Raw genomic sequence first — 21,230 nt, 5'->3', positions numbered from 1 at the left:
CGGTGGACTGGTGTTGGGCTACATCGGGCTGAGCCCGGTGGCGTTCCTCGTGATGGTGATGATTTCGGGGTCGGCGGCCAGCTCGGCCGCGTCCGGTCCGGCGCCGGGGCAGCAGTCGGGTAGTCCCCTCCAGCGCGTGACCTTGTGGCGGCTCGCCGAGGGTGGCGCCGACCCGGTGTATCAGCCGAGGGTCGCGCTGCGGTGGCTGCGCCGGTCCGGGCTCCTCGACGCCGACCACCAGGTGACAGACCAAGGCCGGGCGGAGCTCGCGCGGACCCTCGCGGCCCGGCGGCGCGCGGCCCGGTCCCGGCGGCCGCAGGAGCCGGACCCGACGGGCGGGATGCGGGACGTGATCCGGCGGTGGAGGGCCGGGGACCGGGACTGGTGACGGCCCGGCGTCGGAGCTCCGGTGGCGCCGGTCAGGGGTTCCGTTCGGCGTTGCCCTCGTGGGCGTCGGCGTTTCGCCAGGCCCACACCATTGCGACCGGGACGCCCAGCAGCAGGCCGATCCAGGCAACCACGGCCAGCCACTGCCAGGGCAGCAGGACCAGCAAGATCACGCCGATCGCGACCGCCCGTAGGACCCGGTCGGCCATGCCCCAGGCGGCACCGGGGTGGCCGGTGGTCGCGGCGGTCAGGGCCGACATCTCCGTGTCCAGGTCCGGGGCGGAGCGGCGTAGCTCGTGCTCCAGCTCGGACAGGCTGCGTTCCTCGCAGCGGTTCAGCGGCACGGTATGCGGGCGCGGCTGCGGATCGGGTGCCCCGGGCGGCGGGGGGTGGCGGTGTGACGGGCATGGTTCCCCGCTCACTCAGACGCCCGCTCGGGTGCGCCGGCCGGCGACCAGGCGCCAGATGCCGAGCAGGACCACTGCGCCGACCAGAGCCAGGATCCAGGTGTTCAGGTCGAAGAACATGTCGAGCCCGGAGTTGAAGATCATCCAGCCGATGTAGCCGCCGGCTACGGCGCCGACGATCCCGATCAGGGTCGTGAGGGCAACGTTGAGCAGGGTCCTGCCCGGCATGATCATGCTGGCGCCGTGCCGGCGGCCGCCCCGGCCGGGACGCGGATTCAGGTCGCGGGGCAGTAGTCGCGGCCCACCGGTCAGCCAGCAGGCGCTGCCGGTTCAGCTCCAGGGTGACGCTGCGGGCGTCGATGTGATCGCGCAGCGGCTCCGAGAGGAGAGCTGCGACGGCCAGGATGTCTCGGGCCAGGAGGGCTGCCACGAGGAGCGGTTCGTGGTGGCGGCCCGGTTCCGGAACGTGTGGAGTCGGTCGACGGGGTCGCTGGACGTCTTCGCGGCGGGTGCGGTCGGGGAACGCCATGTGTAGGCGACGCACCCACAGCGTGTAGAGCCGGTGACCGGGAGGTACCGCCAGAAACCCGGGACGTGGCAGCCAGGGTGCGGCGGAGCCATTCGATCTTCCAGTTGGCCTGCGAGGTCGGCAGGGCCGGTCCGCTTCTGAGCGATCCGCGCGGATGTTCGTTTCATCCTGAATGTCTCTTTCAGGGTAGCGTCGCGCCGGCGACTGTCGTGATTCGACCCTGGAGCGATCAATGCCGATCACCGACCAACCGACGTCCCACCACTGGAGACTGCTGGCCACCGGAGCTGTTGTCGCGCTGGCACTGACGGCCTGCGGAGGCGCACCCGCCGACGACGAGGCCGCGACCGCCGGCGGCGCGACTGCCGCGCAGGAGTCGCTCACCGTCTATTCGGGACGCTCCCAGGGTCGGGTTGAGGCGATGCTCCAACAGTTCGAGGCCGAGTCCGGTATCGCGCTCGAGGTCCGCTACGGCGACACTGCCGAGCTCGTCGCCCAGGTCCTCGAGGAGGGCGACGCCAGCCCCGCCGACGTGTTCTTCGCCCAAGACGCCGGGGCGCTCGGGGCGTTGTCGGCGGCCGGCCGGCTCACCCCGCTGCCCGAGGAGGTCTTCGACGGGATCGCCGAGGGCTACGTCGCCCCCGACGAGACCTGGGCCGCGACCTCCGCACGCGCCCGCGTGATCGCCTACGACGCGCAGTCGTTGACCCCCGAGGAGCTGCCGCAGAGCCTCGACGACCTGCTCGACCCGCGCTGGGAAGGTCAAATCGGGTTCCCGCCCGGCAACTCGTCGTGGAACACGTTCGTCACCGCGGTCCGGCTCGAGCGGGGCGACGACGGCGCCCGCGCGTGGCTGGAGGCGTTCAACGCGCAGAACCCGGAACGCTACAGCGACAACCACGGCGTGATCGACGGCATCGAGAACGACCAGATCCAGATCGGGCTGGTCAACCATTACTACATCTACTCGAAGATGGAGGAGCTCGGCGAGGAGAACCTGCGCACCCGCAACCACCACGTCGGCGGGGACCCGCTCGGCCTGGTCAACGTGGCGGGGGCGGGTGTGATGGACACCGCGGCTGACCCCGCCCGGGCCCAGCAGCTGGTCGGCTTCCTCACCTCCGAGGTCGCCCAGCAGTACTTCGCCGACACCTCCGGTGAGTATTCCGTCCGGTCCGGGATCACCTCCACCGTCTACGAGATGCCCGACATCACCGAGCTGGAGCAGCCCGACATCGAGCTGGCCGAGCTGCGGTCGTTGGAACAGACCCTGGAGATGCTGCAAGAGACCGGCATCAGCTGAGTATGCTCCGCACTCCTGCCCGCCGGCGGTCCGGCGGGGCGGCACCGGCGCTGCTGGCCGGTGCCGCACTGGCCGGGCTGCTGGTGCTCACCCCGCTCGCCTATCTCGCGGTCCGTTCCTTCGACCGCGGGCCGAGGTATGTCACCGACGTGCTGACCCGGCCGCGTACCGGGCAGCTATTCGGAAACACCGTCCTGCTGACCGGCGCCGCGACGGCGATCTGCATGGTCGTGGGCACCGTGGCGGCGTGGCTGGTCGTGCGGACCGACCTGCCCGGCCGGCGGGTGTGGGGGGTGTTGTTCGCGCTGCCACTGGCGGTGCCGTCCTATGTCGCCGGCTTCGGCTGGATCTCGGCGTTCCCGGGGTTCGGCGGGTTCAGCGGAACCCTGCTGGTGCTGAGCTCGGTCAGTTTCCCGTACGTATTCCTCGCGGTCTCTGCGACGCTCTCGCGCGGCGACGCGGGTATGGAGGAGGCCGCGCGGTCACTCGGCCGCGGCCCGGTGCAGGTCCTGCTGACGGTCACGCTGCGCCGGGTGTGGCCGGCCGTGCTCGCCGGGGCGCTGCTCGTCGCGCTCTCGGTGATCAGCGACTTCGGAGTGCCGTCGCTGATGCGCTTCGACACCTTCACACTCGGCATCTTCACCCGCTACCGGTCGACGTTCGACCCGACCTCGGCCGCCGTGCTGGGGTCGGCGCTGGTCGCGCTCGCCGCCGTCGTCACCGTCGCGGAGGCGCGGGCCCGTGGCCGGTCGACGGAGCGGGTCGGGCGGGGTGCAGGCCGCCGGGCTGGGCCCACGGCGCTGGGTCGGTGGACACCCGCCGGGCTGCTGTTCGTCGTGTCCGTCATCGGGGTCTCGCTCGCCGTCCCGGCGTACAGCCTGGTGATCTGGACGGTAGCCGGCGCGTCCGCCGGCATCGACTTCGCGCACCTCGCCACTGCCGCCCTGGACAGCTTCGGTGTCGCCGGCCTCGGCGCGCTGCTCACCGTTGCCCTCGCACTGCCGGTCGGGGTGCTCGCCGCCCGCGACCGGGGACGGCTGGTTCGGACCCTGGAGAGCATCACGTACCTCGGCTTCGCCCTGCCGGGGGTCACGGTCGGGCTGGCACTGGTGTACATGGGGATCCGGGTCTTCCCGAACCTCTACCAGCAGCTGCCGATGCTGATCGTCGGCTATGCGGTGCTGTTCCTGCCCCTGGCAGTCGGGATCGTGCGGACCGCGGTCGCCGACGCGCCCGTGCAGCTCGAGGAGGCCTCCCGCTCACTGGGCCGCGGGCGGATGCAGACCCTGGCCAGGGTCACCGTCCCGCTGGCCGCCCCCGGAATCACGGCAGCAGCCTCACTGGTGTTCGTGTCCGTCGCGAGGGAACTACCTGCCACGCTGATGCTCCGCCCGACCGGCACCGAGACACTGGCGATGGCGATCTGGTCCCGCACCGGCGCGAGCCAGTTCGCGGCCGCCGCACCGTACGCGGTCGTGCTCGTCGCGCTGGCCGCGATCCCGACGCTCGTGCTCGACCGGGTACTCCGGCGCAGAGGAGGGGACTGATGGAAGAGCCTGCGTTGGTGCTGCGCGACGTCCACGCCGGACATCCCGGAACCCCGGTTCTGTCCGGTGTGGACCTGAGTGTGCCGGCCGGAACGCTGGCCGCTGTGCTCGGCGGGTCCGGCTGCGGCAAGACCACGCTGCTACGAGCGGTCGCCGGGTTCCATCCCGTCGACCGGGGAACCGTGCACCTGGACGGCCGGCTCGTCGCCGGCGACCGGGTCGCCGTGGCCCCGGAACGACGCCGGGTCGGCCTGGTCTCGCAGGAGGGCGCACTGTTCGGCCACCTCGACGTCGCGGCCAACGTGGGATTCGGGCTCGACCGCCGCGCCCGCCGCGGCGACCGGGTGTCGCAGGCGCTGGACCTGGTCGGGCTCGGCGGCTACGGCGAACGGATGCCCGCGGAGCTGTCCGGCGGCCAGCAGCAACGGGTGGCGCTGGCTCGCGCACTCGCGCCCGCCCCGGCCCTGGTCCTGCTCGACGAACCCTTCGTCGCGTTGGATGCCGGACTTCGCGCCGAGGTCCGCGGGCAGGTACGGGCCGCGCTCACCGCGGCCGGCGCGACGGCGGTGCTGGTCACCCACGACCAGCAGGAAGCGCTCGGCACAGCAGATCTGGTCGCCGTCCTGCGCGGCGGCCGGGTGGTGCAGTGCGCCCCGCCGCGGACCCTCTACCACGCCCCCGCCGACATCGGGGTGGGCACCTTCGTCGGCGACGCCGTGGTACTGGACGCGCACGCGGCGCACGGCACGGCGGGCACCGTCCTCGGCCGGATCCCGGTGCCCGCCGGCCACGGCCCCGGCCGGGTCCTGCTGCGGCCCGAGCAGCTACGGCTACGCACGCCGGACGGCGACCGCGAACCGACGGCGAAGATCATCGATGTCGTCTTCCACGGCCCCGACGCCACCGCCGCCCTCGACCTCGACGGCATCGACCTACTGGCCCGGGTCCCGGGCCCGTCGCCGGTGCGAACCGGCGACCGGGTCGCGGTCGAGGTGGACGGCCATGCCCGATTCTTCCCGGGAGCAGCCACAACCGACCAGTGAGCACCCCGCAAAGCCGTGGTCATGGAAACGAACGAGCACCCGGTGGGTGGTCTGCAATGCCAGGTTGGCCTGGCGCGTCGGACACCGGGCCCCCGTGCTGGGGTGAGCAGCACGATGAGTGAACCGAACGACGTTCCCTCGGCCTCGAGGGCCTGGCTGATCCGGTATGAACCAGCGCACGCCGGCACACCACGCCACCGCACGTGACCCGGGTCGGATCAAATGGGGGTCGGTTCAGTCAGCGGGATCCGCTCGGTGTCGTCCGCGGTGACCGTAGGTGGCTTGGCGGATGGTGGCCGTCTACGAGGCCGGAGCCGACCGCGCCGGCGACCAAGCGATGCCGGGTTCACCCCTGCGACCACCGTCGCGGTCCTCCGCCGACTGGGCGTCACGAACTTCGCGGGAGCACCCACCATGTACCGGGCCATGAGTCGAAGCGGACCGATCGAGGGTGTGGGGCCGCGGCGACGAGCACGATCCGGGCCCGCAGCCGGTCGCGGTGCTCGGTGCGCCCGCTGCGCGCCCGCGCGGTCAAAGGCGGGACCGGCTACTTGCGGCATGTTCGAGGGTGCGGCTGTCAGCGCGCCAGGAGGACGACGATCGCTGCGGTCCCGATGATGACGATCGCGATGCGCAGAACTGCCGGCGACAGTCTGCGACCCACTCGGACTCCGAGGAGTCCACCGGCGACCGACCCGATCGCCAGGAGGCCCACGATCGGCCAGCTGACGGGCGCCACCAAGGCGTAGACGATCCCGGCGACGACGTTCACGACCGCCATGAGGGCATTCTTGAAGGCGTTCAGCCGCCGCAGCGGATCGGACATCACAAGACCCATGGCGCCGACGAACACGATGCCCTGCGAGGCCGTGAAGTAGCCGCCGTACATTCCGATGAGGCCGATCAGCGGGAGGATGACGAACGAGGAACGCTGGTCAGCACCAGGGCGCCTCGCGAGTCGCTTCGCGAGCGCAGGCTGCACGGCAACGAGCACGACAGCCAGTCCGACCAACGCCGGCACGAGGAGCTCGAATGCATCTGCCGGGAGCAGCAGGAGCAACGCAGCGCCGCCGAGAGCTCCCACCGCGGAGACAATCGCGTACTGGATGACCCGGGTTCCCTGTCCTTCCAGGTCGTGGCGGTACCCGATTGCGCCGGTGATCGAGCCCGATATCAGTCCGATCGCGTTCGACGTGGTCGCCGTGACCGGCGGGTAGCCGAGAGCGACAAGGATCGGGAACGTCACGAGGGTCCCGGACCCCACCACGGTATTGATCACGCCGGCCCACACGCCTGCGGCAACGACCACGACCGCTTCCCACGTCTGCATTCGTTCCTCTGTGGCGTCAGCAATCGCACCCTACGGGACCCAGCTTCCTCTGGCTTCGGATGAGCCGAAGCCAAAATCGAGAGAGATACTCAAAGGCGCGACGGTCGAGAGGCGATCAGGCAGCGTCTCGACCCTTGTCTCCATTACTCCAGCGCGGCTCGATCAGCGCCCATTGCCTGTCGATCGAGGATCGGAGGACACGACGAGCCCAGCGACCCGCCAGGATCCGTGCGGCGACGATCACTGCAAGCCCCAGGAGCAGGATGACGGACCCGGTGGTCAGCGCGGCATCCGTGTCGTCGGGAGGCGGAGACGTCGGTCGCCCTTCGCTGTCGACCCAGATCGGGCGGCTGCTGCCGATGGGCATGGGTCGAGAGACGGCGATCGTTCCGAGGTGGGGGCGTCCATCGGCATCTGTCCAGCGGGCCTGTACCGATCCGACGGTCGGGACGAGCGCGTTCTCGTCGGGGTAGGCGTCGGTGTTCTCGCGCACCACTGTGGCGACCGTGCGATGGAGGCCAGGGTTGTCCCGCTGTACGGCTTGAAGTCCCGCGAAGTCACCTACGGTGATCGCTGCGACGACGACGAGCGCCACGAGGCCCGGCGTTGTTCTCCGCAAGGCGTTGACAGGTGACTCTGCGCTCCTCATGGTGGATGATGCTCGCGCAGGCCCGCCGCCGACTGCAGTCGGGATCAGGCAAGCGTGCCTTCGGTGAAGCCGAACGCACTACCGTGTCGTCATGGCCTTCGACGTCCTGGATCTCCGCCTTTTCGTTCTCATCGCGGAACAGGGCAGCATCACTCGTGCCGCCGAGTCGGCTCACCTCTCGACGCCGTCGGCGAGCGGGCGGATCGCGGGAATGGAGCGGGCCCTCGGCGTCACGCTGTTGGACCGCCACCGCCGCGGAGTATCGCCGACCCGGCACGGAGCGCTACTCCTGGAGCACGCCAGGGAAATCGTGGGACGCCACGACCGCATGCGTCTCGAGCTGGCCGACCTGTCAGGATCCGCCGCGCCGGCGATCACCGTTCTCGTCAACACCGCGGCCGCCACGCTCCTCCCGAGCGTGGTGATCGACTTCCTGACCGCCCATCCCGAGGCCGACCTCGACCTCGTCGAGCAACCCAGCCACAGGATCGTCGCAGCCTTGGCCGAGGGCCGTGTGGAACTCGGCGTGCTCTCCGGCGGGGTCGAGCACGGCCGACTGGACGTCGAGTCGTTGGGCCCCGACCCCCTCGCCGTCCTGGTACGCCCCGACCATCCCCTCGCGCGATCCGCGAGCGTGGTGTTCGCCGATGTCGTGGACGAGCCGCTGGTCGGACACGTCCAGGGCAGCCCCCTCGACGAGCTCGTGCACGACCACGCAGCTCCGCTCGGTCGCAGGCCGCGCTATCGAGCGCGGTTCTCCGATGCGCGCTCCGTACGCCGAGCCGTCGCCGCCGGTGTGGGCGTCGCTATCGCACCCGCTCGCCATGACGGAGACGGAGTCGTCGCCATTCCGCTGAGCGACTCGTGGGCGGCGCGTGAGCTCGTGCTGGCGACGCGTCGCTGGTCGGACCTGAGCCGATGGGCGAACGAGTTCGCCGACCAGCTGCTCGACGCCCGCGACCGCTGGAACGGGAGCGCCAGGGACGGTTGAGAAAGCGACGCAGCGTCCACTTGTTGCCCCGGGTGAACATCTCCACAACACCACCGTCGACCTCCTCGACGATCCACAGGTCACAGCTCGGCAGATGCGTCAGGAGACTCACAACCGCGAACTCGGCACCATCGGCCGCTCCCCGCGTCGCCCCGGTCGAAAACCCCGGACCCGAGGTCGCCGACCTGCTGGCGAAGACGATGAGCGACGACGCCGGCGTTCCGCTGTCGATCTTCCAGACGATGGCCCGCCATCCGAAGATGATGAAGCGGTTCAACGTCCTCGGCGGGTTCTTCCTGACCCGCGGCGAGCTGCCCGCCCGTGAACGGGAACTGTGCATCCTGCGCACCGCGTGGCGCACCGGCTCCGACTACGAGTGGGCCCAGCACGTCCTGATCGGCCGCGACGCCGGACTCACCGACACCGGGATCGAACAGGTCGTGCTCGGCGGAGACTGGTCCGAACCGGACACGGCGCTGCTCCGACTCACCGATGAGGTCCTCGACCACACCGACGTCTCGGACGCGACCTGGTCGGAACTGAGCAGCGGGCTCGTGCGCTGCGTGTTCGCGACCGAGACCCTCGCGCTGCGAGCGCTACACCGACGCCCAACTGTGCGAACTGTGCTGCTCGTGGGCTTCTACCGGATGACCGCCGGCTTCCTCAACGCCGCGGGCGTGGTCAAGGAGTACACCCTGCCGAGCTGGCCGAACGGGGCGAACGACGGGGCATGAGGTCGCCGCCGGCGGGATCGGTACGACGACACCGGGTTCGGGACCGGCCGGCCCGTGCAGCCGCTCGCTGGTACGCGACGCGACTACTCACCCGGTGGTCCTGGCCGCCTCGTGCAGGCGGGCCATCCGGGCGGTAGTGGGCCAGCGGACCTCGTGGGCCCAGCCGAGCTTCTCGAACACCCGGATGACCCGGGCCGATGGGTCGAGCTGGCCCGGCTCGGCGCCGTGGCGGGCACAGGTCGGGTCGGCGTGGTGCAGGTTGTGCCAGGACTCGCCCATCGACACCACGGCCAGCGGCCAGAAGTTGGTGGCCTTGCTGCGGGCCTCGAACGGGCGCTCGCCGAGCATGTGGCAGATCGAGTTGATCGACCAGGTGACGTGGTGCAGCACCGCGACCCGCACGAGTCCGGCCCAGAACAGTGCGGTGAGCGCGCCCCACCACGACATCGTGATGAGCCCGCCCAGCAGGGCCGGGGTGAGCAGGCTCGCCACGGTCAGCAGCGGGAACGCCCGGCTGATCCGGGCGAGGTCCCGGTCGGAGAGCAGGTCCGGGGCGAACCGGGCGGCGTTGGTGCGGTCACGGTCGAACAACCAGCCCAGATGCGCGTGGAAGAAGCCCTTCGCGAGCGCGACCGGGCCGGTTCCGTAGAGCCACGGCGAGTGCGGGTCACCCTCCTTGTCGGCGAAGGCGTGGTGGCGGCGGTGGTCGGCCACCCAGGTGATCACGTCACCCTGCAGCGACAGACTGCCGGCGATCGCCAGGGCGTTGCGCAGTCCGCGGTTGGCCTTGAACGCGCGGTGGGTGAAGTAGCGGTGGAAACCGACGGTCACCCCGAGCGCGGAGACCAGGTAGAACCCGGCGGCCAGTCCGACATCGAGCCAGGACAGACCCCATCCCCATGCCCACGGGACTGCCGCCACCAGGGCGAGCATCGGGATGATGGTGAAGGCGTAGACCAGGGCGGCCTCGAACGGCGGGCGGCGCCCGTCGAGCACCGGTTTCGCCCGGCCACGCGACGGGGCCTCGGAGGTGGATGCCCTGTCACGGGCGGGCATGGCTGTAGCGGTCATGAACGAATGGTTCTCCCTCGGATGTCAGAACTGGGCCACAAACCGGGTACCCGCTCACCCGCGACGGATATTCAGTCATCGCGATGTCGCGGCTCACGCCCGGACGTCCGACTCGACGGCGTAGCGATCCGGCAGTGGCGGCGTTCCAGACGCGCGAAGCCCCGCCTCCGGCGAGGAAGCGGGGCTCCGGGTGAAACGGGTGGGATCAGTCAGCGGGTGTGCACGCTGGTGGCGTACAGGCCCTGTGGCTCAGACGACCCGCACCCCAGTGGCCTGCGGGCCCTTCTGGCCCTGGCCGAGATCGAACTCGACGCGCTGGCCCTCATCGAGACTGCGGAACCCGCTCGCGTCGATCCCCGAGTAGTGCACGAACACGTCCGGACCGTCGTCCTGGGCGATGAAGCCGAAGCCCTTCTCGCCGTTGAACCACTTCACAGTTCCCTGTGTCATATTTCTGCTCCTCGCAGGTGGTGGGGCCTGTCCGCTGACTGCGGGGCCCGGCCGACCCAGGCACCCGGGGCGCCCGGCGCCCTGATGACGCGGGGGCCGGCTCGGGTACCGACTTGTTCCTGCGAGCGTGACGAACACGAACACCGAAACCGAACGACCTCGATCTCCTCAACGCCGGGTCGGTGCCATGTGTTCCCGTTACGAGCTACCGCGCCACGAGCAGGCGGTCTGCGCCGGCTAGTTCTCGACGAGGTCGCGCCACCGGGTCCATGTCGGGGCCAGTGCCGAGGTGGCGAGGTGTGCGTGGTCGGCGAGCTCACGTCGCAGTGCCCCCGGGCCACTGAGGCGGGTCTCGCGGGGTTCGAGCGGGTCCTCGGGCGTGACACCGAGCAGCGTGGCGGTCGCGAGGATCCGCGCCGTGCCGAGGACGCCCGGGGACGAGCGCAGTACGGGGTCGGTCAGGTCGAGGTCCTCGACCTGCAGCGGGCGCCCGTCGAGCCCCGCCCGCAGCGTCGACCGCAGGGCTCCGCCGCGCTCGTTGCTGCGCCCCAGGGCGAGCGTCTCGCGCAGGAGCATCGACGCCCCGGTGGCCAGCTCGATGCCGGTGTGCCGGTGGACGTCCGCTCCGTGGGCGACCACGAACGGCGCCGCGTCCCACACCAGGCGCGCGTCCGCGGCGAGCCGGACGGATGCGGTCCAGCACGCCCGGCCGCCACGGGCGTCGTAGGCGACCGTGCCGGAGGGCTCCACCAGCTCGAGGTAGGCGCCCGGGCCGACCTCGACCTCGAGCCGCAGGTCGTCCCCGGCGAGCAGCGAGGCGCAGGCGGCGACCAGCGCGATCCGTGGACGGTCGGCGGAGCCGCCGAGAACCCGTGGCCGCAGGTACCGGCTCGCGTGCAGCCGGCGGACGCGGGTCCGGCCACCGACCCGCTCGACGGTGATCCGTGCGGGATCGAGCCGGTTCACCGGTGGGCGTGCGAGTGCGGTGCCATCGGCCCGGGGTCGTGGGCCACGTGCCGCCCGTCGCGGTAGGCACCGACGACGCCGCGGACCCACTCCCCGAGCCGGGTGACCGCCTCCGCGTCGCGCCGGCTGAGGGCGAGCACCGGCAGCCCGCCACGGACGGCGCTGGCGTCGGCGACCATCTGATCGACATCGACCTCGACGTGCGGGGCGAGGTCGGTCTTGTTGACGATCAGCAGGTCGGCTCGTTCGATACCGGGCCCACCCTTGCGGGCCACGTCACCGCCGCCGGCCACGTCGAGGCAGAAGATCTGGGCGTCGACCAGGGCCGGGCTGAACGTGGCCGTCAGGTTGTCCCCGCCGCTCTCGACGACGATCAGGTCCAGCGGGGCGAACGCGGCCTCCAGGTCCTCGACGGCGAGCAGGTTCGCGGTGACGTCGTCGCGGATCGCGGTGTGCGGGCACGCCCCGGTCTCCACCGCCTTGATCCGCTCCACCGGCAGGACCTCGGCGGCGCGCAGGAGGCGGGCGTCCTCGTCGGTGTAGATGTCGTTGGTGACCACGGCCATCTGCAGCTCGGCGGACAGCGTCCGGCACAGCGTGGCGATCAGGGTGCTCTTGCCGGTGCCGACGGGGCCGGCCACCCCGAGACGGAACGGGCGGGAGGTGCGGTCAGGCAACGAAGATCCTTCTCGAACGGGCGGCGTGGTCGAGCGAGTACTGCTCGACCAGCGGCGCGGTGCGGGCCGGCAGGGATGCCGGATCGGTGGTGGCCACGGCCCGGACGACGGTGGCCTCCACGGTCGGGGCGGCGTGCAGGACCCATCCGGTGGCGTCGGCGGGGTCCACGGGCAGCAGTTTCAGCGCCGCCGCGGTCACGGTCTGGGCGTCGTCGTACAGGCTCGCCCGCGCGACCTGCGCGTCGTCCATGTCGACCGCCGCGGCGACGACTCCCAGCGCGACGGGGCGCAGTGGTGGCGAGTCCAGCGAGCCCGCGGCGACGACCGCCGGGTGGTCCGGCCACAGGTGCCGGGCCAGCCGGAGGAGGCCACGCCCGAGCAGCTCGGAGGCGCTGCGTGCGGGGGCGCTCGGCATCCGCGCCAGCAAGGCGTCCTGTACGTCGCCGAGCCCGGCCGGATCGGTGCGGGCGGCGCGGAGCGCGAGCACGGCGGCGGCCGCCTCGACCAGGCCGACGGTGTGCAGCCTGGCCTCGATGTAGCGCGGTACGTCCTCGTCGCCCATCCCCGCGAGCAGCGCGGGTTCCAGTCCCGCGGAATGGGCGTGGGCACCGGTGGGCAGTCGCGCGTCCGCGAGCAGCAGCGCCCCGATCTCGGCTGACATCCTCGGGCCTAGAACATCGTGTAGCGCTGGGCCAGCGGTACCTCGTCGACGGGATTCGGTCGGACCCCCTCGCCGTCGATCGAGATCGCGAACGTCTCCGGGTCCACCGCCAGCTCCGGCAACGCCGTGTTGTTGGGCATGTCGGCCTTCGTCAGGCCGCGGGTGGACCGGACGGCGGTCAGCCGCCGACGCAGACCCAGCCGCTCGGCGAGCCCGTCCTCGATGGCCATCGGCGACACGAACGTCGTCGCGAGGTGTGCTGCGGAACCGCCGGCGGCCGGCAGCGTCGGCCGGATGAAGACCGGCTGCGGGGTCGGGATCGCCGCGTTCGGGTCACCCAGCGCCGCACTGACGATGGCCCCGCCCTTGATGACCGCGGACGGCCGGATCCCGAAGAACGCCGGATCCCACAGCACCAGGTCGGCCAGCTTGCCCGGCTCGACCGACCCGATCTCGTGGTCGATCCCGTGGGCGACCGCCGGACAGATCGTGTACTTGGCGACGTAGCGGCGGACGCGCTCGTTGTCGGCGGGCAGCGAGTCGCCCAGCGGGCCCCGGTGACGCTTCATGGTGTGCGCGACCTGCCAGGTACGGCAGATCAGCTCGCCGATCCGGCCCATCGCCTGGGCGTCCGACGAGGTGATCGAGATGGCGCCGATGTCCTGCATGATGTCCTCGGCGGCCATCGTGGTGCCCCGGATCCGGGATTCGGCGAACGCCAGATCCTCGGGCACCCGCGGGTTCAGGTGATGGCACACCATGAGCATGTCCAGATGCTCGGCCTCGGTGTTGACGGTGTGCGGCAGCGTCGGGTTGGTGGAGGCGGGCAGCACGTTGGACTCGCCGGCGACCAGGATGATGTCGGGTGCGTGGCCGCCGCCTGCACCCTCGCTGTGGAACACGTGGATGCCGCGCCCGGCGATCGCGTCGATGGTGTGCTGGACGTAGCCGGTCTCGTTGAGACTGTCGGCGTGCAGCGCGACCTGCAGGCCGGTGGAGTCGGCCGCGCGCAGCGCCGCGTCGATCGCGGCCGGTGTGGCACCCCAGTCCTCGTGGACCTTGAACCCGCCGGCGCCGGCGCGCGCGTCCTGCTCCATCGCGTCGACGCTGACCGTGCTGCCCTTGCCGAACAGGATGACGTTGAGCGGGATGTCGTCGAGCGCCCGGTGCATCATCGCCAGCGACCACGCGCCCGGCGTGACCGTGGTGGCCTTGGACCCCTCGGTCGGTCCGGTACCGCCGCCGACCACGGTGGTCGTCCCGGTGGCCAGGGCCTCGTGCATCTCGATCTCGCTGAGGAAGTGCACGTGGGTGTCGACGGCGCCGGCGGTGAGGATCTTCCCCTCGCCCGCGATGACGTCGGTGCCCGGTCCGATGTGGAGGCCGGGATGGACACCGTCCATGACGTCCGGGTTGCCGGCCTTGCCCAGCGCGACGATGCGGCCGTCGCGGACTCCCACGTCCGCCCGGACAATGCCCCAGTGGTCCAGCACGACCACGTTGGTGATCACGAGGTCGAGTGCGCCCTGTTCCCGGGTGGTCAGGCCCTGTCCCATGGACTCGCGGATGGTCTTCCCACCGCCGAACCCGGACTCGTCGCCACCGACGGTGTGGTCCTGCTCCACCTGGATCCACAGGTCGGTGTCGCCGAGGCGGACCTGGTCGCCCACCGACGGCCCGTACATCTGCGCGTACTCGCGCCGGTCGATCCGGCTCACGCCCGGCCTCCCTCCTCGCCCGGCTCGGGCCGGGCCGGCTCGCTGCTGACACGCACGTGGGTCCCGCGGGCCCGCGGCGCCTCCTCCACCGTCGTGCCCGGCGTGCCGAAGGAGACGACACGCTTGGGCTCGTTCTCGTGGGCGTGGGTGGGGAGATCCGTACCGGCGCGCAGCTGGAGCCCGGGCACCTGTCGCAGGCCCCGCAGCTCCACCATGTCGACGGTGCGGCTGACCCCGGGTTCGAACCGGACCGAGGTGCCCGAGGGGATGTCGAGCCGGAAACCCGCGGCACGGTCCCGGTCGAATCTCAGTGCGGGGTTGGCATCGGGCAGATGCAGGTGCGAACCCACCTGGATCGGCCGGTCACCGTCGTTGACCATCACCAGCGAGTCCGAGACCAGGCCGGCGTTCAGCTCGACGGGCTCCTCGGCCACGCGTACCTCGCCGGGGATCACTGGATCGGCTCCGTGATCGTGACGAGCTTGCGCCCGTCCGGGAAGGTGGCCTCCACCTGCACGTCCGGAATCATCTCCGGCACACCCTCCATGACGTCCTCGCGGCTGAGCACGTTCCGGCCGTCGTTCATCAGGTCGGCGACACGCGCACCCTCCCGGGCCCGCTCCAGCGCCCAGCACGACAGCAGTGCCAGTGCCTCGGGATGGTTGAGCCGGACACCTCGGTCCAGCCGGTCACGCGCCACCATCCCGGCCACGCTCAACAGCAGCTTCTCCACATCCGACGGAGTGAGATTCATGTGTGCCAACCCATCAATCGCTCTCCGGCCGGACCGTAGCAGCGACGATCATGCTGCGCTCGGTGAACGCCCGCGAGGCGGCACCCTCGCGAGCGTTCACCGCATCGGAACCTAGAGCGCCGCACCCATCGCACCGGCGAGGCGCAGGTGCGTGCCGGCCTCGTCGTGCCTGCTCCGTCGCTGCAGGGTCCGGCCGAGCAGCAGCCGGGCGTAGGCGTCGACGGGGTTGTCGGCGACGATCGTGCGCAGCTCGCGCTCGGCCCGGGCGAGCTGGGCGGAGTGGTAGTAGGCCCGCGCCAGGAGCATTCGCGCGTCCGTCGACTCCGGGTTGTCGGCGACGATGTCGACGAGCTCCCGAGCGGCCGCGATGTACTCGCCGCCGTCGAAGAAGAACGTCGCCCGGTCGTAACGCGTGTAGCGGGGGTCCATGACTTCCTCCTCTTCAGGTCCCGGTGGAACCGCGAGAGGGGCGACCGCATTCCGCGGGGGTGCGGCAGCGGACCCCCGCCGCGCACGTCGTCGCCCGGCGGCGTCAGCCGGTCGGTTGCAGGCGGAAGGTGAACGTCAGCTGCCGCCACTCGTCGCCGACGTCCGCGCCGTCCGGGGTGGGGCCGGTGCGGGGTTCGAAGTCGACGATCAGGTCCTGCTTGACCCCGAACACGGCGTCCGAGTCCAGGTACTTCCCGCCCTGCACGAACAGCTGGGTGATCAGTTGCCGGTGCCCGGGGGCGTCGATGAGGAAGTGCAGGTGTGGCGCGCGGTAGGGGTGCCGGCCGGTTGCGGTGAGCAGTTCGCCGACCGGACCGTCGGTCGGGATGGGGTACTCCGAGGGCAGGATCGACCGGAACCGCAGCCGGCCCTCGGGATCGGTGCGCAGCCTGCCGCGCAGGACCGGGCCGTCGAGATCAGGCAGCTGGACGTCGTAGTAGCCGTCCTCGTTGGACTGCCAGACATCGACCGCCGCGTCGGCGACCGGGCGTCCGGCGGTGTCGGTCACGGTCACGTCGACGTACAGCGGGGTCCCGGGCAGGCCCGCGGAGATGTCGGTGCCCTGCGGCAGCTCGGGTGGCCCCTCGACGTAGAACGGACCCAGCACCGCGGACGAGGTGGTGTCCGGGGTCCGGGAGTTGGTCAGCACATCGACCACACTGGACAGACCCAGGGTGTCCGAGAGCAGCACGAACTCCTGCCGGGTGTCGGTGGTGATGTGCCCGGCCCTGGTCAGGAAGTCGATCCCGGCCTGCCATTCCTCCTGGGTCATGTCGTTGTCCGCGGCGAAGGCGTGCAGGCGCCGCACCAGGTCCTGCAGCAACCCGGACAGCCGCGGGCCCGCCACCCCGTCGAACGAGCGCACGACCTGTCCGGTCAGCGCCCGTACCGCGCCACCGGGTCCCGGTGCGGTTCCCGGCCGCTCGCCGGTCAGCGCCCGGGCGAGCAGCTCGCGGATGCCGTCGCGGGTCAGCGGCGCGGGGTTCGGGTAGGGCGTGGCGGTGGCCAGCTCGGCGGCGCGCTCGAGGGCATCGGCGGGCATCCCGAGCTCGCGCAGTGACGTCGGCCCTCCGGCCGCGACGATCAGGTCGTACACCGCGCCGGGCGCATCGACGACACCGAGCCGCTGCGCGATCCGGTCCATCGCCCGGGGCGCCGCGGCCGCGTTGTAGGCCATGGCGTGCGGCAGCACGACGGTGTGGGTGGGGGCGTGCGGCAGGTCGAAGCTGCCCCCGAGGGTGTGGCACAGCTTGTGGTGCAGGCCCATGCCGACCGCGCCGAGGCAGGTCCCGGCGAGCCAGGCCCCGCGCAGCAGATCAGCACGCACCTCCAGGTCGTCGACGCCGTCGGCCAGCGCGCGCAGTCCGGTGGCCAGGTGCTCGACCGCGTCGAGGGCCATGCTGTCGACGACCGGGTTGGCCTGCGGTGAGTACAGCGCCTCGACCGCGTGGGCCAGCGCGTTGACCGCGCTGGTGACCGCGAGCGCGCGGGGCAGGGTCGCGGACAGCTCGACGTCGTAGACGACGGTCTCGGGCAGGATCGCCGGGTCGGACCGGGTGGTCTTGATCCCGTTCTCGGTCTCCCCCAGGACCGGGGTGACCTCCGAACCGGCGTAGGTGGTCGGCAGGACGACCTGGTCGACGCCGGTGCGGACGGCCAGTGCCTTGGCCAGCCCGGTCGTCGACCCGCCCCCGACCGCGACCACGCAGTCCGCGCCGCACCGGCGCAGCTCCTCGAGGGCCTGCTCGGTGACCTCGACCGGGGTGTGCATGGCAGCGCCGTCGAAGCGTCCGGCCAACAGGTCGCCGAGTACCTGCGCGACCCGGTCACCGGCCTCGGCCGGCTCCGGGGTCGCGAGCAGCAGGACCCGGGACCGGCCCAGCCGGAGGACCTCGTCGGGCGTCCGGCCGAGCGTGCCCCGGCCGAACACGATCCGGGCCGGCCGGGCCGTGTAGTCGAACTGTTCCACCGTGGTGGCTCCTTCCTGACGGGTGTGTCAGTGGCGGGCGAGGACGGTCGCGAGCGCCGCGGTCAGCTGCGCTGCCGGGTCGGCGGGCAGCTCGTGCAGCCGCCAGGCCACGTGCGTGTCCGGACGGACCAGGACACAACCCGACTCCTCGACCTCGCGCAGCCGAGCCCAGTCGTCGTAGACATCGGTCAGATCCCGGCCGGGGCCGATCACATGCGCATCGATCTCGATGCCGAGTTCGGCCGATGCCGTGGCCGCGGCCTGCACCCAGGCCTCCCCGCAGATGCCGGTCAGGAGGGCGAACCGTCCCTTGCCGGTGACGTCGTGGGTGCTCACGCGGTCCGAGCCCCGGCCGAGCCAGCAGTGCGGCAACCGGGCACCCGGCCAGGTGGTGGCGTGGTAGTGGAGCTCGGGGTCGCGGTCGTAGGCGGGCTCGGCGGTGTCGTCGGGCACGACCGCGCCGGATCGGTAGCGCTGCCCGAGCTCGACACCGTGGGCGTTGAACTCGTACTCCTTGGTCTCGAGGGCCTTGCGCAGGGCGATGCGCTGCTCGGCCGCCTCGAGGGTGTTGTCCGCGCGGGCGCGCATGTTCGCCAGCTGCTGGTCCGGGTCGTCGGTGCCGGTGACGCCGAGCGCGTCGAAGATCGGCCGGGTTTCCTCGATGGACTTGTTGGCCCGCAGCACGATCTGCTCGCCGATCGGCGCCCGCTCGGCGTCGTAGCTGTCCAGCAGCGCCTCACCGGCCTGGCCTCCGAGGACCAGGGCGAGCTTCCACGCCAGGTTGTAGGCGTCCTGGATCGACGTGTTCGATCCCAGACCGTTCGACGGCGGGTGCCGGTGTACGGCGTCCCCGGCACAGAACACCCGGCCGGACCGGTAACGCGTCGCGTACATCTTGTTGTTGCCCCACAGCGACGTCGAACGGATCGTCACCGGGATCGTGTCGTCACCGATGAGGTCGTGCACGATCTTCGTCGCCATCTCGTCGTCGACCTCCGGCGGGGGCCCGTCGATGTCGTAGCCCCACACGATCAGCCATTCGTCCCACGGCCGGACCATCCGGACCAGCCCCATACCGATGCCGCCGATGTCCGACCCCGGCTGGAGCACCCAGTACAGGACGCTGGGACGGTGCTCGACGTAGCGGCTCAGGTCGGCGTGGAACACGATGTTCATCGAGCCCGCGAGGTCCATCTCCCCTTCGAAGGGCAGTCCGATGTCGCGGGCGACGGTGCTCCGGCCACCGTCGGCACCGATGACGTACCTCGCCCGGATCGGGTAGGTGTGTCCCGACAGGCGGTCCCGGACCGTGACGGTGACACCGTCGTCGTCCTGCTCGAGACCGATGTACTCGGTGTCGAACCTGATCCGGCTGCCCCGCTCGGCGGCGTGCCCGACGAGGATCGGCTCGAGAAGGGTCTGCGGAAGGTCGCAGTTCTCGACCGGGCTGGCGAGGGTGTAGTCGGCCCTGCGCGCCGGGTGGGTTCCCCAGGAGCGGACCCGCCCGATCTCGTCGCCGGTCAGGCTCGTGCAGAAGACCGTCTCGCCCATCATGGCCGACGGCACCCCCTGGGACCGGAGATCGTCCTCGAGGCCCATGTCGCGCAGGATCTCCACCGTGCGCTGGTTGGTGATGTGCGCGCGGGGGGTGTTCGCCGTCCACCGGTACTTGGTGACGACGACGTGGTCGATTCCGTAGGTCGCCAGGAACAGGGCGGCCGATGCGCCGGCCGGGCCGCTGCCGATGATCAACACGTCGGTGCTGAGGATGCCGCCGGTGCTCTGTCGGGGATCGGTCACGCCGCCTCGTCTCTGAGATGCGATGTCGTCACCGGCGAGTGTCGAGTGCAGGACCACATTCGTCCAATACTGCTTCTGCGACCCAGATATACGATCAGCGTATGGATCTGCGTGCATTGGAGTGTTTCGTCGCCGTCGCCGACGAGGGTTCGGTGAGCCGGGCCGCCTCCGCGTTGCACATGACCCAGCCGCCGCTGACGGTGCGCCTGCAGAACCTGGAGCGGGACCTCGGCGTCACGTTGCTCGTGCGCCACGGTCGCGGGGTCGAGCTGACCGCGGCCGGTCGGGAACTCGCCGAACGGGCCCGCCGGTTGCTGTCGGACGTCGAGGCAGCCGCCGAGACGGTCCGCACCGTGGGTCTCGGCACCCGGGGCAGCCTGAGCGTGGTCGCGGGCCACAGCACCTCTCCGCGGCTGCTCGCCCGCCTGACCGCCGACGACGTCCTGGGTCCCGACGTCGAGACGACCCTGGAGTCGGCATCGGATCGCGACGTGGTCGAGCGGGTACACCAGGGCACCGCGGACGCCGGGCTACTCCATCTCCCGCCGTCCTCGCCGGGCAGCATCCGGCACCGGCTGATCCGATCCCGTGGCCTGGAGGTCGCAGTCGTCACCCGCGAACCGCTGGTGGCCGTCCTGCCGGCGACCCACCCCGCAACGACGGCGGACCGGGTCAACCTCACCGCGCCGCCGGCCCTGCGGGTCGAGCTCGCCGAACACGTGGGCGAGGCGCTCGCCGAGCACGTCGCCGGGATCAACGGCGCGCCGGCCCAGGTCACCCGGGTCGGCTCCGTCCCACAGGCGCTCGCGACCGTGGAGGCGACCTCCGACGCGCACACCCTGCTGCCCGCACAGCACTCGGCACTGCTCTGGGACGGGCTGGTCGCGCGCCCCCTGCTGCAGCACACCGGCGTGGTGGAGACCGGAGTGTGCTGGCGCCCCGACAACGACGCGCCCGTTCTCGGACGATTCCTGCGCGCAGCCCTGTCGGCGCCCGAACCGAACGTGCTGGGCCGAGCGACAGGGCCGAGCCGATCGGACACCGACGCCCGTCGCTGATTCCCGGCGGCACCCGTCGCCGGCACCCGTCGCGGCACACCGACGCCGAGGTAGTTGACAGTTCAACTAGATCTGTTATGGTTCATGTTGTTGTCACGTCAACAAACAGGAGGACGACATGACCACCTCGATCGACTTCGGCCAGCTCGCCGGCACCTACGAGATCGACCCGGCGCACACCCGGATCGGCTTCGTCGCACGGCACGCGATGGTCACCAAGGTCCGGGGCGCGTTCAACGAGTTCACCGGCAAGGCCCACATCGACGGCGCCGGCCCCACCAACTCGACCGTCGAGCTGGCGATCCAGGCCGCCAGCATCGACACCCGCAACGCCGACCGTGACGGTCACCTGCGCAGCAACGACTTCCTTCAGATGGAGGAGTACCCGCAGATCGTGTTCCGCTCGACCGCGGTGACCTGGACCAGCGACACCGAGTTCGAGGTCACCGGTGACCTGACCATCAAGGACGTCACCCGCCCGGTGACCGTCCCGTTCACGTTCGAGGGCCAGGCCACGGACCCGTTCGGCAACGTCCGCGTGGGATTCGAGGGCTCCACCACGATCAACCGCAAGGACTTCGGCGTCACCTGGAACGCCACGCTCGAGACCGGCGGCGTCCTGGTCAGCGACAAGGTCGTGCTCGAGTTCGAGGTCTCGGCCATCAAGCAGAGCTGACGTCACCCGCCACTCGCTCGT

The 21,230-nt window shown here is 71.2% G+C and carries 23 protein-coding genes; 8 read left to right on the top strand and 15 right to left on the bottom strand.

All coding sequences use genetic code 11. The features are described 5' to 3' along the window. Positions 1-136 precede the first annotated feature (136 nt). Positions 137-388: a hypothetical protein gene (locus JOF36_RS15800; protein ID WP_210027623.1), complete on the top strand. Its 252-nt coding sequence runs from the start codon at positions 137-139 to the stop codon at positions 386-388. A gap of 31 nt (positions 389-419) precedes the next feature. On the opposite strand, the gene JOF36_RS15795 is transcribed toward JOF36_RS15800, so the two are convergent. Further along, positions 420-731 carry a DUF3040 domain-containing protein gene (locus JOF36_RS15795; protein WP_210027622.1) on the bottom strand — a complete coding sequence of 104 codons (312 nt, stop codon included), beginning with the start codon at positions 729-731 and terminating at the stop codon, positions 420-422. A gap of 78 nt (positions 732-809) precedes the next feature. Then, positions 810-1,028, bottom strand: a complete 219-nt coding sequence (locus JOF36_RS15790) for a GlsB/YeaQ/YmgE family stress response membrane protein (RefSeq protein WP_210027621.1) — start codon at positions 1,026-1,028, stop codon at positions 810-812. 527 nt (positions 1,029-1,555) lie between these two features. Here JOF36_RS15790 and JOF36_RS15785 point away from each other — a divergent pair. From JOF36_RS15785 to JOF36_RS15775, 3 genes are read left to right on the top strand one after another with little or no spacing between them, the layout of a single operon-like run. Further along, positions 1,556-2,626: an extracellular solute-binding protein gene (locus JOF36_RS15785; RefSeq protein ID WP_210027620.1), complete on the top strand. Its 1,071-nt coding sequence runs from the start codon at positions 1,556-1,558 to the stop codon at positions 2,624-2,626. A gap of 2 nt (positions 2,627-2,628) precedes the next feature. Then, positions 2,629-4,173 carry an ABC transporter permease gene (locus tag JOF36_RS15780; protein ID WP_245350857.1) on the top strand — a complete coding sequence of 515 codons (1,545 nt, stop codon included), beginning with the start codon at positions 2,629-2,631 and terminating at the stop codon, positions 4,171-4,173. Then, positions 4,173-5,216, top strand: a complete 1,044-nt coding sequence (locus tag JOF36_RS15775; protein ID WP_210027618.1) for an ABC transporter ATP-binding protein — start codon at positions 4,173-4,175, stop codon at positions 5,214-5,216. The genes JOF36_RS15780 and JOF36_RS15775 overlap by 1 nt, the downstream gene beginning before the upstream one ends. 577 nt (positions 5,217-5,793) lie before the next feature. On the opposite strand, the gene JOF36_RS15770 is transcribed toward JOF36_RS15775, so the two are convergent. Together JOF36_RS15770 and JOF36_RS15765 are read right to left on the bottom strand one after the other, a co-directional pair. Beyond that, positions 5,794-6,546, bottom strand: coding sequence for a sulfite exporter TauE/SafE family protein (locus JOF36_RS15770; RefSeq protein WP_210027617.1), 753 nt, complete (start codon positions 6,544-6,546; stop codon positions 5,794-5,796). Between the two features lie 115 nt (positions 6,547-6,661). Then, positions 6,662-7,141: a hypothetical protein gene (locus tag JOF36_RS15765; protein ID WP_210027614.1), complete on the bottom strand. Its 480-nt coding sequence runs from the start codon at positions 7,139-7,141 to the stop codon at positions 6,662-6,664. A gap of 145 nt (positions 7,142-7,286) precedes the next feature. Here JOF36_RS15765 and JOF36_RS15760 point away from each other — a divergent pair, with 145 nt between their 5' ends. After that, positions 7,287-8,186 carry a LysR family transcriptional regulator gene (locus JOF36_RS15760; protein ID WP_210027612.1) on the top strand — a complete coding sequence of 300 codons (900 nt, stop codon included), beginning with the start codon at positions 7,287-7,289 and terminating at the stop codon, positions 8,184-8,186. A 200-nt stretch (positions 8,187-8,386) separates the two neighbouring features. Further along, positions 8,387-8,920, top strand: coding sequence for a carboxymuconolactone decarboxylase family protein (locus JOF36_RS15755; protein ID WP_210027608.1), 534 nt, complete (start codon positions 8,387-8,389; stop codon positions 8,918-8,920). Between the two features lie 87 nt (positions 8,921-9,007). Here the strand turns inward: JOF36_RS15755 and JOF36_RS15750 are convergent, their stop codons facing one another. The 11 genes from JOF36_RS15750 to JOF36_RS15700 form a co-directional block, all read right to left on the bottom strand. Continuing rightward, positions 9,008-9,991 carry an acyl-CoA desaturase gene (locus JOF36_RS15750; RefSeq protein ID WP_210027607.1) on the bottom strand — a complete coding sequence of 328 codons (984 nt, stop codon included), beginning with the start codon at positions 9,989-9,991 and terminating at the stop codon, positions 9,008-9,010. Between the two features lie 249 nt (positions 9,992-10,240). Next, on the bottom strand, positions 10,241-10,441 hold the full coding sequence (locus JOF36_RS15745; RefSeq protein ID WP_210027606.1) for a cold-shock protein: 201 nt from the start codon (positions 10,439-10,441) through the stop codon (positions 10,241-10,243). A gap of 237 nt (positions 10,442-10,678) precedes the next feature. Then, positions 10,679-11,407, bottom strand: a complete 729-nt coding sequence (locus tag JOF36_RS15740; protein ID WP_210027605.1) for an urease accessory protein UreD — start codon at positions 11,405-11,407, stop codon at positions 10,679-10,681. Then, positions 11,404-12,084, bottom strand: a complete 681-nt coding sequence (gene ureG, locus JOF36_RS15735; RefSeq protein ID WP_245350856.1) for an urease accessory protein UreG — start codon at positions 12,082-12,084, stop codon at positions 11,404-11,406. The genes JOF36_RS15740 and ureG overlap by 4 nt, the downstream gene beginning before the upstream one ends. After that, positions 12,077-12,745, bottom strand: coding sequence for an urease accessory protein UreF (locus JOF36_RS15730; RefSeq protein ID WP_210027604.1), 669 nt, complete (start codon positions 12,743-12,745; stop codon positions 12,077-12,079). Before JOF36_RS15730 ends, ureG begins: the two co-directional genes overlap by 8 nt. A gap of 8 nt (positions 12,746-12,753) precedes the next feature. Continuing rightward, positions 12,754-14,463: an urease subunit alpha gene (locus JOF36_RS15725; protein ID WP_210027603.1), complete on the bottom strand. Its 1,710-nt coding sequence runs from the start codon at positions 14,461-14,463 to the stop codon at positions 12,754-12,756. Further along, a complete protein-coding gene (gene ureB / locus JOF36_RS40885; RefSeq protein WP_307862397.1) occupies positions 14,460-14,897 on the bottom strand; it encodes an urease subunit beta in 438 nt (145 codons plus the stop codon). Before ureB ends, JOF36_RS15725 begins: the two co-directional genes overlap by 4 nt. 17 nt (positions 14,898-14,914) lie before the next feature. Then, on the bottom strand, positions 14,915-15,217 hold the full coding sequence (locus tag JOF36_RS15715) for an urease subunit gamma (protein ID WP_210027601.1): 303 nt from the start codon (positions 15,215-15,217) through the stop codon (positions 14,915-14,917). 111 nt (positions 15,218-15,328) lie between these two features. Beyond that, positions 15,329-15,646, bottom strand: coding sequence for a tetratricopeptide repeat protein (locus JOF36_RS15710; RefSeq protein ID WP_210027599.1), 318 nt, complete (start codon positions 15,644-15,646; stop codon positions 15,329-15,331). Between the two features lie 103 nt (positions 15,647-15,749). Continuing rightward, positions 15,750-17,675 carry a maleylacetate reductase and hydroxyquinol 1,2-dioxygenase domain-containing protein gene (locus tag JOF36_RS15705; RefSeq protein ID WP_210027597.1) on the bottom strand — a complete coding sequence of 642 codons (1,926 nt, stop codon included), beginning with the start codon at positions 17,673-17,675 and terminating at the stop codon, positions 15,750-15,752. A gap of 27 nt (positions 17,676-17,702) precedes the next feature. Further along, the gene (locus tag JOF36_RS15700) at positions 17,703-19,475 is read right to left on the bottom strand and encodes an FAD-dependent oxidoreductase (RefSeq protein WP_307862396.1); all 1,773 of its coding nucleotides are present in this window, start codon (positions 19,473-19,475) and stop codon (positions 17,703-17,705) included. 101 nt (positions 19,476-19,576) lie between these two features. On the opposite strand from JOF36_RS15700, the gene JOF36_RS15695 reads away from it, so the two are divergent. Both JOF36_RS15695 and JOF36_RS15690 read left to right on the top strand, forming a co-directional pair. Further along, entirely contained in the window at positions 19,577-20,533 is a 957-nt protein-coding gene (locus tag JOF36_RS15695) for a LysR family transcriptional regulator (RefSeq protein ID WP_210027593.1), read from the top strand. A 118-nt stretch (positions 20,534-20,651) separates the two neighbouring features. Then, positions 20,652-21,209 (top strand): YceI family protein, encoded by a 558-nt coding sequence (locus tag JOF36_RS15690; protein WP_210027592.1) that lies wholly within the window; start codon positions 20,652-20,654, stop codon positions 21,207-21,209. Positions 21,210-21,230: the final 21 nt, after the last annotated feature.

It is taken from the genome of Pseudonocardia parietis (assembly GCF_017876315.1).
GTDB lineage: Bacteria > Actinomycetota > Actinomycetes > Mycobacteriales > Pseudonocardiaceae > Pseudonocardia > Pseudonocardia parietis.
Note: the sequence above shows the minus strand (reverse complement) of the source record. Positions and strands in the feature narration are given on the sequence as shown.